This window comes from Buttiauxella sp. AC142 (genome assembly GCF_979253435.1).
Map to the genome: position 1 here is coordinate 3,909,347 of NZ_CEEDCH010000001.1, position 13,691 is coordinate 3,923,037.

Annotated in this window: 11 protein-coding genes; 4 read left to right on the top strand and 7 right to left on the bottom strand. The window is 53.0% G+C overall.

What is annotated here, in order from left to right; all coding sequences use genetic code 11:
* Positions 1-124: 124 nt before the first annotated feature.
* Positions 125-1,522 (top strand): putrescine aminotransferase, encoded by a 1,398-nt coding sequence (gene ygjG, locus AC0IWZ_RS18125; RefSeq protein ID WP_471678761.1) that lies wholly within the window; start codon positions 125-127, stop codon positions 1,520-1,522.
* A 489-nt stretch (positions 1,523-2,011) separates the two neighbouring features.
* A protein-coding gene (locus AC0IWZ_RS18130) for an IS3 family transposase (protein WP_471677313.1) occupies positions 2,012-3,369 on the top strand; the annotation gives its coding sequence in 2 pieces (ribosomal slippage) (positions 2,012-2,462 and positions 2,462-3,369; 1,359 coding nt in all).
* 144 nt (positions 3,370-3,513) lie between these two features.
* Here the strand turns inward: AC0IWZ_RS18130 and lsrG are convergent.
* The 6 genes from lsrG to lsrA are packed head-to-tail and all read right to left on the bottom strand — an operon-like array spanning position 3,514 to position 9,238.
* Positions 3,514-3,804, bottom strand: coding sequence for a (4S)-4-hydroxy-5-phosphonooxypentane-2,3-dione isomerase (lsrG, locus tag AC0IWZ_RS18135; protein ID WP_034498737.1), 291 nt, complete (start codon positions 3,802-3,804; stop codon positions 3,514-3,516).
* On the bottom strand, positions 3,801-4,691 hold the full coding sequence (lsrF, locus tag AC0IWZ_RS18140; RefSeq protein ID WP_115627210.1) for a 3-hydroxy-5-phosphonooxypentane-2,4-dione thiolase: 891 nt from the start codon (positions 4,689-4,691) through the stop codon (positions 3,801-3,803). The genes lsrG and lsrF overlap by 4 nt, the downstream gene beginning before the upstream one ends.
* A 10-nt stretch (positions 4,692-4,701) precedes the next feature.
* Positions 4,702-5,721 (bottom strand): autoinducer 2 ABC transporter substrate-binding protein LsrB, encoded by a 1,020-nt coding sequence (lsrB, locus tag AC0IWZ_RS18145; protein WP_471678760.1) that lies wholly within the window; start codon positions 5,719-5,721, stop codon positions 4,702-4,704.
* A 2-nt stretch (positions 5,722-5,723) separates the two neighbouring features.
* The gene (lsrD, locus tag AC0IWZ_RS18150) at positions 5,724-6,728 is read right to left on the bottom strand and encodes an autoinducer 2 ABC transporter permease LsrD (protein ID WP_471678759.1); all 1,005 of its coding nucleotides are present in this window, start codon (positions 6,726-6,728) and stop codon (positions 5,724-5,726) included.
* Positions 6,729-7,760, bottom strand: coding sequence for an autoinducer 2 ABC transporter permease LsrC (gene lsrC / locus AC0IWZ_RS18155; RefSeq protein ID WP_471678758.1), 1,032 nt, complete (start codon positions 7,758-7,760; stop codon positions 6,729-6,731).
* Positions 7,757-9,238, bottom strand: a complete 1,482-nt coding sequence (lsrA, locus tag AC0IWZ_RS18160; protein ID WP_471679114.1) for an autoinducer 2 ABC transporter ATP-binding protein LsrA — start codon at positions 9,236-9,238, stop codon at positions 7,757-7,759. The genes lsrC and lsrA overlap by 4 nt, the downstream gene beginning before the upstream one ends.
* A gap of 231 nt (positions 9,239-9,469) precedes the next feature.
* Here lsrA and lsrR point away from each other — a divergent pair, with 231 nt between their 5' ends.
* Together lsrR and lsrK are read left to right on the top strand one after the other, a co-directional pair.
* Complete coding sequence (gene lsrR, locus AC0IWZ_RS18165) at positions 9,470-10,441, top strand: transcriptional regulator LsrR (RefSeq protein WP_034498746.1); 972 nt, start codon at positions 9,470-9,472, stop codon at positions 10,439-10,441.
* Positions 10,442-10,471: 30 nt separating this feature from the next.
* Complete coding sequence (lsrK, locus tag AC0IWZ_RS18170; protein ID WP_034498748.1) at positions 10,472-12,061, top strand: autoinducer-2 kinase; 1,590 nt, start codon at positions 10,472-10,474, stop codon at positions 12,059-12,061.
* Positions 12,062-12,135: 74 nt separating this feature from the next.
* Here the strand turns inward: lsrK and AC0IWZ_RS18175 are convergent, their stop codons facing one another.
* Entirely contained in the window at positions 12,136-13,521 is a 1,386-nt protein-coding gene (locus AC0IWZ_RS18175) for a carbohydrate porin (protein ID WP_034498749.1), read from the bottom strand.
* Positions 13,522-13,691: the final 170 nt, after the last annotated feature.

Sequence of the window (13,691 nt, forward strand, 5' to 3'; positions counted from 1 at the left end):
TTATTACGCAATCGCAATTCCCCCAGATCGTTTATCCCGATTTTGTTTAGGGGAAGCGAAGTGGCGTATTCCCTGCAATACTTATTTTGTGTATCGCGTGATACGTCATTCCCAGGAGCACATTTTGAACAGGTTACCTACTAGCGCTTCGGCTCTTGCCTGCACAGCGCACGCTCTGAACATCATCGAAAAGAAGACACTCAGCCATGAGGAGATGAAAGCGCTAAATCGAGAGGTTATCGAAAACTTCCAACAACATGTGAATCCGGGTTTTCTTGAGTATCGCAAATCAGTGACCGCCGGCGGGGATTACGGAGCCGTAGAGTGGCAAGCGAGCAGTCTGAATACGCTTGTCGACACCCAGGGTAAGGAATATTTAGATTGTCTGGGTGGGTTCGGCATTTTTAACGTGGGGCACCGTAATCCAACAGTGGTATCCGCCGTACAGCATCAGCTAGAAAAACAACCCCTGCACAGTCAGGAGCTGCTCGACCCTTTACGGGCGATGCTTGCCAAAACGCTTGCGACACTCACTCCGGGCAAACTCAAATACAGCTTCTTTAGCAACAGCGGGACAGAATCGGTTGAAGCGGCGATTAAACTCGCCAAAGCGTATCAATCTCCGCGTGGGAAATTTACCTTTATCGCAGCCTCAGGCGCGTTTCATGGCAAATCTCTCGGGGCATTGTCCGCAACAGCAAAAGCCGCTTTCCGTAAACCGTTTATGCCGCTGCTTCCGGGCTTCCGGCATGTGCCGTTTGGTAATATCGACGCGTTACGCACTATGCTCAGCGAATGCCGTAAAACCGGTGATGATGTCGCAGCCGTGATCCTTGAGCCTATTCAGGGTGAAGGCGGCGTGATTATCCCGCCAGTCGGATATTTGCCAGCGGTTCGCAAACTGTGCGATGAATTCGGCGCACTGCTGATTTTTGATGAAGTGCAAACCGGTATGGGACGTACGGGCAAAATGTTCGCCTGCGAGCACGAAAACGTACAGCCTGATATTTTATGCCTCGCCAAAGCACTCGGCGGCGGCGTAATGCCGATTGGCGCAACGGTTGCGACAGAAGAAGTGTTCTCTGTGCTGTTTGATAATCCTTTCCTGCACACCACCACCTTTGGCGGCAACCCGTTGGCCTGTGCGGCAGCGCTTGCGACAATTCATGTTCTGCTTGAGCAAAATCTTCCCGCTCAGGCGCAGCAGAAAGGGCAACTTTTGGTGGATGGCTTCCAGGCTCTGAAACGTGAGTTCCCGGAACTGGTTGTCGATGCGCGTGGACAAGGTTTGTTGATTGCCATCGAGTTTAGCGACAACGAAATTGGCTATAACTTTGCAAGTGTTATGTTCCGCCAGCAGGTGCTGGTCGCCGGGACGCTCAACAATGCGAAAACTATTCGTATTGAGCCACCGCTGACTATCACGATTGAGCAGTGTGAACATGTGTTGGGCTGTGCGAGGAAGGCTCTCACGAGTTTGAGAGTGACTCAGCCAGATGCGGTTGTGACAGAAGAACATTAATCCGATTCTTCATCCTTAAACTTTCTCTTATACAGATCTCAGTCTGGCAATTTGCCAGGGTGAGATCTGTCATCCTCGTTAATTTCCGCTCACCCGAACGTCTGGTTATCTCTGCAACCACTGTTAACGGTGACCGTATCAAGGAGAGAACGCCCTCTCCTTGATAATCCTGGCTCCGGGAAATTTTTACCGGGAACAAGGTCAAAACCGGTTCGGCTTTTGACTTTGACCTTAGCTTTTGACTTTGACCTTTGAGTCCGGCATAAATCGCCTCCGTTTTGACTGGAAGGCCGGGTCGAGCCGTCGGGAACGGCGAGAGGTTGTGATCGCCTGGAGCGAGTCACAACCGACCCAGGGACTGAAAGGAAAAACGGAGGTTTACCGCGCAGCGGCGATTTAAACGCCGGGAGCCGGGATTGCAAAGGGTGCTGCGGTTGTACTGAACCCCAGATCCTGGATCTTTGTATCCAGTATCTTGAGGTTCAAACCATGAAATATCCTGTCTCAGTCCGGCTGTCTGCCGTTCAGTATTATCTTTCCCGAAAAGGGACACTCAATGAAACAGCCCTTTTGTTTGGTGTCGGAAAATCGCCCCTGGGTCGATGGATCCGTGCATTCAGGCAGCAAGGCGAAGCCGGGCTGGAGCACCGACTTTCCCGCACTTATACTCAGGACTTCAGGCTCGGGGTTATTCGCTACATGATGAAACACAAATGCAGCAGTGCCGAAGCTTCTGCGCACTTCGCCATTCCTAATGAAACGCTCATCCAGCAATGGTTGAAGCGTTACCGTGAAGGAGGGGCGGAGGCGCTTCATCCTGTTAAAAAAGGAGTCTCTGTGCCCAAAGCAAAATCCCCTCCTGGCTCAAAACCCTTCTGTGAGATGACCCACGCTGAACTGCAGGAAGAGCTCGAATATCTGCGTGCGGAAAACGCTTATCTAAAAAAGCTGAAAGCCCTGAGAGAGGAAAATGCCCTCAGGGAGCAGCAGAAAAAACAAAAATAGTGCAGTCACTGTTACCCGCGCACCGGCTTGTTTTTCTGCTCCGTGCAGCCCGACTGGCGCGGAGTTCGTACTATTACAATGCCACGAAGCCTGCAGCGGAAACCGACAGATATGCTGGTATTGTGCGGGCTATCATGGCCATTAATGTGCGTCATATGGGGCGCTACGGTTACCGGCGTATGACGCTGGCGTTGAGAAAAGAAGGTTTTACGCTGAACCATAAGACAGTCCGCAAACTCATGAAGCAGCACGGCCTGACCTGCCACATTCGCCGCAAAAAGTATCGCTCGTACATGCCCGGTGGCGGACCAGCTTCAGATAATCTGCTGGCCCGTAACTTCAAAGCGGAAAGCAGCGGCATGAAATGGTGTACAGATGTCACGGAGTTCCGGGCCGGAGAGCATAAGCTTTATCTGTCGGTTGTCCAGGATCTGTATAGCCATGAAATCGTGGCCTGGCATACGTCGCGCAGCCCGTCTCAGCGTCTGGTATGCAAAATGCTGGATGATGCACTGAAGGTGAACTACCGGAAAAAAGGACTCATACTTCACAGTGATCAGGGCTGGCATTATAAAACGCTGATGTGGCGGGCGATGCTGGCAGATGGCGGGGTAACGCAAAGCATGTCAAGGAAGGGTAATTGCCTGGATAATGCCGTAATGGAAAACTTTTTCAGTCATCTGAAAGCGGAGATGTACCACAGGAAACGATATGACTCTGTGGAAGTGCTCAAACGAGATGTTATTGATTATATTAATTATTATAACAATGAGCGTATTAGTCTGAAAACGGGTGGAGTGAGTCCGGTAGAGTACCGGACTCAGATGGAAATACAGCAATAAACTACGTGTCCAGGTTTTGGGGTTCAGTACAGCGGTAGCACCCTTTGCACGTTCACCGTTTCGGTTGCTTCATAAGCCACTGAAAATTAAGTGAACGGAACTTTCACCTGGCTCATATAGATCTGACTAAGAGACAGCCATCTCCTATGGCAATAACCCCACAAAACTCCGTTTCTTACGCGGTTCCGACATCATCCCATCCAGCTTCTCAACGCACGCTAAGTAATGCGGCGTCTGCTTATGCGCCAGCACCGCCTCGTCGTTTTGATAGGCCTCGTAGATATAAAACCGTGTCGCCACATCCGGATCCTGCAACACATCAAAACGCAGATTCCCCGGCTCGTTGATTGACCCTTCGTGATTGGCGCGGAACACATCCATAAATTCATCGACCCGTTCCGGTTTGATATTAATCTCCACCAGCGTCACATTCATGCCTTGCCTCCATGATGTTTTTCATCGAGCCAGAACTGATACGCATCCCGGGCCGAAACATTCTCATGCACCACTTTTTTCACCGCTTTTAACATCGCAAGCGGTGCATCTGACTGGAAGATATTGCGCCCCATATCCACGCCCGATGCACCCTGGTCAATCGCCCTGAAACACATATCCAGTGCTTCTTGTTCCGGCAATTTTTTACCTCCGGCGATAACAATCGGCACCGGACAACTGGCCGTCACTTTCTCGAACCCTTCTTCAACAAAATAGGTTTTCACAAACTGCGCCCCGATTTCTGCGGCAATTCGGCTGGCGAGGGAGAAATAGCGCGCATCTCGCGCCATCTCTTTACCCACACCGGTGACGGCCAGAGTCGGGATCCCGTACCGCGTGCCTTCGTCCACCAGCTTAATAATGTTGTTGATCGACTGATGCTCGTATTCGCTGCCGATATAAATTTGCGCTGCCACCGCGCAGGCATTGAGGCGCAGCGCATCTTCCATCGTCACCGCTACACTTTCGCGCGACAGTTCGCTGAGAATTGAATTCCCGCCCGAGGCCCGCAACACCACAGGTTTGTTCGTGGCTGGCGGCACCACGCTGCGTAAAATACCGCGCGTACACATCAGCACATCGGTTTCCGGGAATAGCGGCGCAATAGATAAATCGATACGTTCAAGGCCGGTGGTCGGCCCCTGGAAATAGCCGTGATCGAAGGCCAACATGACGGTGCGCCCGGAGTCGGGGTTAAATATCCGCGCCAGGCGCGATTGCATCCCCCAATCCAGCGCCCCGCTGCCTTTCAGGTAGAACGCTTTGTTCTCCTGAGGGCGGCCAATGCCGTAATCTTTACCTTCTCTGATATCGTCAAGATCTGCCATTTTTCCTCCCTCAGAAATCGTATTTGCCGATGTTGTCTTTGGTGAACACCACGCGCTCCGGCAGCAGCACAATGCCGTTGCCTTTGGCTTCATATTGATAACCCTGCACGCTATTTGGCTCGACTTTCAGACTGCCGATTTTCGCCACTTCCACGCTATCGCCCACGTTAAGATCGCCCTTTTTCAGCATGGTATTTGCGACGTTCACCGCAATTTCACCCTGCTGTACCACGTCCCAAAGGCCGAAAGCTTTCACCGTTCCGCGCTCAACATACGGGCGCATCACGTTTGGCGTACTAAAGCCGACGATCGCCACATTAGTGCGTTTCAGGTTTTCAGCAGCCTGCGCGGCGGCAGGCAGTGCGTTCGCATCCGGGGCAATGATCGCATCCAGATCCGGGTACGCTTTCAGAATACCTTCGGCGGTTTGCAGCGATTTAGTCGCATCGTTATAGCCAAACTGAGTGGTGACGATTTCCCATTCTGGATGATCCTTCGCAATTTTGGCTTTCGCCTCTTTCACCCACTGGTTTTGATCCGTCACCGTCGGGCTTGAGTAGAAGAACGCCACTTTGGCGGCAGGTTTTGTTACCTGTTTAGCAGCCATATCCACCAGCATTCCGCCAAGCTGTTGCGGCGTGCCCTGGTTGATGTAAATACTGCGGCACTCAGGTTTGGTGTCAGAATCCCAGGTCAGCACTTTTACCCCGCGCTGCATGGCGCGTTTCAGCGCCGGGCATAAACCATCTGGCGATACCGCCGAGACAATAATCGCGTTGTAGCCCTGGTTGACGAAGTTGTTGATAAGCTGCACCTGGCCGGAGACGCTCGGTTCAGTTGGGCCGTCATACGTCACCGGCACGCCGAGATCTTTACCCGCCTGCATCGCGCCATTACCCCCGCTGGTAAAGAAACCTACGCCGACCAGTTTTGGGATAAAGGCGATTCGGTCGGCGGCCTGCGCGCCCACCACACCAAAGGCTAAGACCCATGCACTGAGTTGCAGGGCGCGTTTTGTTGTCTGCTTCATAATCAAACTCCCGTTAGTTTTCTGTTACCGCGCAAACGACGCCACGCCGCCTGTAAATATTCGCGGTGCAAACTCACCGAACGACCAATGACCACCACAATCAACAGCGCACCGGACAACGCACTCGATACCTGATTAGGCACGCCAGCCATCTGTAAACCTTGTTGCAAATACCCCACTAATAACGCCGCCAGCGCGGTGCCTAAAATCGAACCGGAACCGCCATAAATATTCGCCCCGCCCAACACCGCCGCCGTTAAAGCAGGCATCAACAGGTCACGCCCTAAATCAGAGCGCGCCGAGCCGAAATATGACACCAGCACGATGGCGGCAATCGCCGACGCCAACCCCACCATGCCGTACACGCCGTACAGCGAGCCGTTGACTGGCAACGCGGCATAACGCGCCGCACGCGGGTTTTGACCAATCAAGAAAATATGGCGACCAAAGCGGGCGCGGTGTGTCAGCAGCCAGAACAGCAGCGTGATCACCGCGAACATCACCAGCGGAATCGGCAGGCCGAAAAGTGTCAGGTTGGCGAAGTTGGTAAACGCATCCGGGAAGCTACCGATGCCTTCATAACCCGTCGCCCCCGCCATGCCCGAAAGCAAAAGTGCCGCGCCGCCGTACAGATAAAGCGTGCCGAGCGTGATTACCAGCGGGCTGATACCGGTGTAGTGAATGAGTGCGGCGTTAAACACTCCGCACAACAGGCCGACGGCGAGCGTGAGAATAATCGCCAGCGAGATTGGCAAGCCCGCCTGGAGCATCACGCCCAACGCAATGGCGCACAGGCCGATAGTGGAGCCAAGCGAAATATCAATGCCGCCGCTAATGATCACAAGTGTTAGCGGCAGCGCCACAATGCCTATGCAGATAAAATCGCTGGTGCTAAACAGCAGCATATTGACATCCAGCATGCGTGGGTTAATGGCCCCGAACAGCAGAATTTCTGCCACCAGAATCAGCAATAGCGCCACTTCCCAGTTAAGTTTCAGCTTGCTCATTTACGCCACATCCTTCTTCTTGCGGGGAAAAGGCCGCACGTTTTTAGCTCCCGGCAGCGGCGGCACAAAGCGGCTGTATTTCTGCGCCCGCTGATGACGCGCCAGGGCCTGGCGTAAGCGCCCGTCCAGCACCAAAACGCCGAGCAAAACCAGCCCAGCGATAAAGTCATTCCACCAGGCCGGGAGTTTGAACAGCACTAACACGGTGTCGATTTGCGTGAGGAAAAATGCGCCAAGAAACGCCCCAATCACGGTGCCAGTGCCGCCGAGTAATGAAATCCCGCCCAATACGCAGGCAGCGATGGCTTTCATTTCCAGCCCGCTGCCGGTTTGGTTGGGGACAAAACCAATTTGCGCAGCAAAAATAATCCCGGCGATGGCCGCCAGCATGCCGTTGAAAGTGAAGGCTAAAAGACGGGTGCGATTCACCGCGACCCCAAGCTGACGGGCAGCGGCAAGATTATCGCCCACCGCGTAGAAATCGCGCCCGAAGGCCGTACGGGCGAACATCCAGGCGGCGACAGCGACCAAAAACAACACCATAAAACCGAGCGGCGAAATCCCGATAGCGATGGGTTCGGATAGCGATTTCAGGCTGGCGGGTAAACCTTCAATCCATTTGCCGCCGCTCCACAACAGCATGCCGCCGCGATACAGCCCGAGCGTCCCTAGTGTGGCTACGATCGCCGGAATGCGCAGCCAGACAACTAACACCCCGTTGAAGAAGCCCGCCACCGCGCCAATCCCCAGCGCAAAGAGCATCGACACCGGCAAGCTGTAACCACTGTTGAGCGCCACCCCAACGGCGATCGCACACAGGCCAACGGTCGATCCTACCGAGACGTCAATATTGCGCGTCAGCATCACCATCGACGCGCCCACCGCCAGCAGGATCAGGATCTGTGCGCTGGTGAAGATCATGCTTAAGGTTTGCAGACTGAAATAGCTGTGGTTGAGCGCCACCAGCACGCCAAACAAAATCACGATCGCCAGTAGCGCGCTCAGTTCGCGGTTACGCAGCAAGGTTTTCATGCTTTACCTCCGCCAAACGCCATGCTCATCATTCTCTCGACGGTGATCGACGGTTTGCGTAACTCGCCATTCATCGCGCCCTGATGCATCACCAGCACTCTGTCCGCCAGCCCGCTGAACTCATCGAGATCGGAGGAGATCATCAACACCGCCACGTTTTGTGCCGCCACACTTTTGATCAGTTGATAGATATCTGCCCGGGCGGCGACATCAACGCCACGGGTTGGCTCATCAATGATCAGCAGCAGCGGGTTGGCTTCGAGACAGCGTGCCAGCAGGATTTTTTGCTGGTTGCCACCGGACAGCGTGCGCACGGTTTGCTCAGCGTTATTGAGTTTGATCCCCAACGCCCGGTGATAACGTTCCACCACCGCCGCTTCGCGTTTGCTTTGTTGCCAAACGCTCGGTTCGTTTAATGCGACGGTGTTCCAGCTGATCGGCGCATCGAGAAATAATCCGGAAACCTGTCGGTCTTCGGGGAGATAAATTAGCCCGCGATCGAGCCGTGATTTGGTGCGATCGCCGCTGATTTCACGATTTTCTAAATAGATGCGGCCACCGCGCACCGGGCGCAAACCGTAAAGCGTTTCCGCCAGTTCGGTGCGCCCCGATCCTACCAGGCCCGCCAGGCCGACGATCTCGCCTGCATACAACTCAAAACTAAGATCGATAAATCCTTCGCCGGTGAGTTCTTCTACGCGCAGCACCGGGAAATCCTGCGCTTCGGTGCGGCGGTTTCCCGGCAGCGCCAGCCACAGTTTTTGCGTATCACTGAGCTTGTGCTGTTTATCGCCAGGGGTCATGGCGTTGATCAACTGCTCATCAAGCAGCTCCGCCGTTTTACCCTGTAGCACCACGGCACCGTCGCGCATCACGGAAATGTGGCTGGCGATCTGGCGAATTTCAGGCAGCTTGTGGGAGATAAAAACGATGCCGACGCCCAGATTTTGCAGCGCGCGGATCTGGCGGAACAAGCGATCGGTTTCACCGGGAGTCAGGGATGCGGTAGGTTCATCGAGGATCAGGATCTTCGCTTCGTGCATCAAACCGCGCAGGATCTCGACCATTTGTTGATCGGCAACTTCCAGCGTGCTGGCGGCGGCATGAAGCGGGATCTGGCATTCCAGTTGCGTCATTTTTTCTTGCAGGCGTTTTTCTACATCGCGCGCCTTGGGCAGACGAAACAGAATGTTTTCGCGTACGGTGAGGTTAGGAAACAGCATCGGCTCTTGCGGCACCAGATAAATTCCCAGTTCGTGCGCCTGGCCGGGTTTCAGTCGCCCAAATGCTTTGCCGTGGATATTCAGTTCACCGCTATCCGGCGTTTCGACGCCAGCGAAAATCTTCATCAGGGTCGATTTCCCTGCCCCATTACCGCCCAACAATGCGTGGACTTGCCCGGCATACAGAGCAAAATCAATACCTTTCAGAACATTCACGCCTGAAAACTGTTTGCTAATTTTGCGGGCTGCAAGCATTGCGGTGGTGTCGGGCATTTTCACTCCACAATTGAACAAAAGAGATTTTGAATTAATAATGTTCAAAAGCGTAGACGCCGGATAATTTTTACAACAGGGCAGAGATCACAAAATTTTTAAATAGATCAGCTAAACCATTTGCATCTGAAAATGATCTTTTTGCCGTGCGCTTCACATTTTCTTATCCCGCACTCTCGAACATATGATCTAAATTTTAATAAGAGTTCACTTATGAGCGATAAACGAGCAGCAGAAGAAGGGAAGTTAGCCGCCTTGCCGATGGCAGAAGAAGAGTTGCTGGCGCGTGTGGCCTGGTCTTATTACCACGATGGCCTGACGCAGAACGATATTGGTGAAAGGCTTGGGCTGCCTCGTTTGAAGATTTCCCGCCTGCTGGAAAAGGGACGTCAGTCCGGCGTCATTCGGGTGCAGATTAACTCGCGTTTTGAGGGCTGTCTGGCGCTGGAAACGCAGTTGCAGCAGCGTTTTGGCCTCAAGATTGCGCGAGTGCTGCCGGCGCATAACACGCCACCGATGAATACGCGTTTAGGCATTGGCGCTGCGCAATCGCTGATGGGGATTCTGGAACCGGGGCAATTACTGGCAGTGGGCTTTGGCGAAGCGACCATGAATTGCCTCCAGCATTTGAGCGGGTTTATCGGCTCGCAGCAGATTCGCCTGGTGACGCTTTCCGGCGGTGTTGGCCCGTACATGACCGGCATCGGCCAGTTAGATGCGGCGTGTAGCGTGAGCATGATCCCTGCCCCGCTGCGGGTTTCATCGCCACAGGTGGCAGAGATTTTACGTATGGAATCGAGCGTGCGTGACGTGATCCTCGCGGCGACCGCCGCAGATGTTGCGGTTGTCGGCATTGGCGCTATCAACCAAAAACGCGATGCCACCATTTTGCGCTCGGGTTATATCAGCGAGGGCGAACAACTGATGTACGCCCGCAAAGGTGCGGTGGGCGATATTCTGGGTTATTTCCTGCAAGCGGATGGCGAACTGGTGGAAGGTCTGGAAATCCATCGTGAATTGCTTGGCGTAACGCTCGACGACCTGGCGCATCTCCCGACGATTGTCGGTGTCGCGGGGGGCGTGGATAAAGCGGACGCTATTTATGCCGCACTTCGTGGCCTACGTATTAACGGCCTGGTGACGGAAGAAGAGACTGCGCGGGCGGTGTTAGCGTTAGCTGATTAACCCCGCGCCATAAGCTGCGGGGACGTGTTCATGAGTTATTTATTAGCGCTGGACGCCGGAACGGGGAGTATTCGCGCCGTTATCTTTGATACTTCAGGCCATCAGATTGCCGTCGGCCAGGCTGAATGGAAGCACTTAAGTGTTGCCGATGTTCCCGGCTCGATGGAGTTTGATCTCACCACCAACTGGCAGCTCGCCTGCCAGTGCATTCGCGATGCGCTGCAAAAAGCGCATCTTCCACCTGGTGCTATCAGCGCTGTTTCCTGCTGTTCAATGCGTGAAGGGATCGTGCTCTACGATCGTAACGGCGATCCTATATGGGCATGTGCCAACGTGGATGCCCGCGCCAGCCGCGAAGTAAGCGAACTTAAAGAGATCCACGATTTCCAGTTTGAATCTGAGGTTTATCATGTTTCCGGCCAGACGCTGGCGTTAAGCGCTATGCCTCGCCTGCTGTGGCTTGCGCACCATCGGCCTGATATTTATCGCCAGGCGGCAACCGTCACGATGATCAGCGACTGGCTGGCTGCGAAACTGAGCGGCGAGCTGGCGGTAGATCCTTCTAACGCGGGTACGACTGGCATGTTGGATCTGGCGACGCGTGACTGGCAGCCTGCCTTAATGGATATGGCCGGATTGCGCGCCGATATTCTCTCTCCGGTAAAAGAAACCGGCACCGTGCTCGGTGGCGTGACGCAGGAAGCTGCACAACAAAGTGGTTTGCTGGCAGGTACGCCGGTGGTGATGGGCGGCGGCGATGTGCAGCTCGGTTGTGTGGGACTGGGCGTGGTTCGCGCCGGGCAAGCGGCAGTTTTAGGCGGCACATTCTGGCAGCAGGTGGTGAATCTGCCCGCGATAAAAACCGATCCGGATATGAATATTCGCATTAATCCACACGTTATCAGCAACATGGTGCAAGCGGAGTCCATTAGCTTCTTTACCGGTCTGACAATGCGCTGGTTCCGGGATGCCTTTTGTGCCGAAGAAAAGCTGCTGGCAGAAAGGCTTGGCGTGGATACTTATGCCTTGCTCGAAGAGATGGCGGCACGGGTGCCTGCGGGCTCTCACGGCGTGATGCCGATTTTCTCCGACGCGATGCATTTCAAACAGTGGTATCACGCTGCACCGTCGTTTATTAACCTCTCCATCGACCCGGAAAAATGCAATAAATCGACGCTGTTCAGGGCGCTGGAAGAGAATGCAGCAATTGTTTCGGCCTGCAACCTCGAGCAAATTTCTGGGTTTTCAGGCATTAAATTTGAATCACTGGTGTTTGCTGGCGGCGGATCTAAAGGTGCTTTGTGGAGCCAGATTCTGAGCGATGTGACCGGTTTGCCGGTGCGCGTGCCGGTAGTGAAAGAAGCGACAGCGCTGGGTTGTGCGATTGCGGCGGGTGTCGGTGCCGGGATATTCAATAATCTGGCAGATGCTGGCGAACGGCTGGTGCAATGGCAGCGCGAGTTTACGCCGAATCTGGCGCATCGTGAGTTGTATGACGAGATGAAACGCAAGTGGATGAAGGTATATGCCGATCAGCTCACGCTGGTTGATAGCGGTTTGACGACGTCAATGTGGCAAGCGCCGGGGTTGGTGATGCCCTCCCCCCGACCCTCTCCCTGAGGGAGAGGGTAAGTTTTGTCGGATGACGCGGCTGCTTATCCGACCTACGAAGAGCGTTGTGCTTAACATTCAAATTAGAAGTAATATTTGAATCTCACACGCCCGCCATAGCGGGTGTTATCACTGTCATCGCTGGAGTCCTGATCCGCACTGACCCACGACACATAAGTCCCCAGATAAATATTAAAGTTCTTCATGCCCATCACGTTCGGGAAGAGATACGAAGAGTGAATAGTATGGATGTCATAAGTCCCGGCGTTGGTTATCCAGCAATCGCTGTCGCAGTTTTCCAGCGCATTGGTCACATCAAACTTATCAATATCGTTGTGCGCATAGATATAACCCAACTCAAAGCGTTGCCATAAAGCGTTCACACCTGCGGTGAAGTCGGTTTCATCTTCAGCATCCAGGTAAGCCGTATTGAAGTTGGCGACAATGCCGTTGTCCGGATCGCTTTTCTGCCCGTTCCAGGTCATCGTCAGGCCGTAACCGGTACGGTTGGATTGATCGACCATCTGACCGTTAGCATCTTTATAACCATATGCGTTATCAACCACTTGTGCTTCCATGGCCGCTGCGGCAGAGAACGCGCCTTCAGACCAGGATATAACCGGGCGGATATAAGCCACGTTTTTGTCTTTTTGCATTTCGTTGCCGTGATAGGACTTGTCCTGATACAACGAGGTGCCATCTTCAAGCAGAGTGTTTAATTCGAAATACCAGTTGTCGATATTTTTGCTCAGCATGAAATTGCCGCCCGTATCACTGCGCCCACGCCCTTCTTTCATCATGTAGATGTAGCCGTAGCCATCGCCGTAGAGATCGTTCGCCGTATTACCGGAATATTCAACAAAGGTATCCTGATTTAACGGGAACATATCGTAGGCTTCAAAACGGCCCACTTTAATTTTCCAGTCGTTTTCATGGCCAAAGAAGAATGCTGCATCATCCAGATTCATATGGCCTGTTAGATCGGCTAATGGTTGTGCGGTAAATCCAGCAAAATGACCATCATCCATGCGGCGATAACCATCAAAGCCAAGCAGAATACGGCCATTAATATCCCAGCGCTCGTTAGTGCCATCGGCCCAATTAGTATTGGCACTGCGGCGAACAGATGTCAGGCCATTACTGTGGCTGGCGGCATCCATATTAAATTCCACATCACCATATATTTTAACGTCGCCATAGCCGCTTAAGCTTAATTTAGGCGATTGATTATCGGCTTTACTATTAACAGATTGTTCGCTCACGACAGCAACCGGTGCAGTTGCAGCAACTGGCGACGGCGCTTTCATTTTCTGGATTTCAGCCTCTGCACTGGCGGCGCGGTTTTCGGCTGCTATTAGGCGTTTCTCTAATTGGTTCAAACGTTGTTCTAAAGCAGATTCATTTGTTGAGGCGATTGTACTATTTGAAAAAAATGCGGCTATAAACAGTGCTAATGTTGTTATTTTCATTACATATCCTTATCAGTTTTATATAATCCATGCGAATGCCTGAGCACTCATTAATAAATTAATTAAAATAATAAAAAGCGCATTAATGATTTTGACGAAAAATAACATAGCAATGTTACCAGGCTATCTCAAAACTGTAATTGGTCATAATTGTAGCTTTATCACACTCA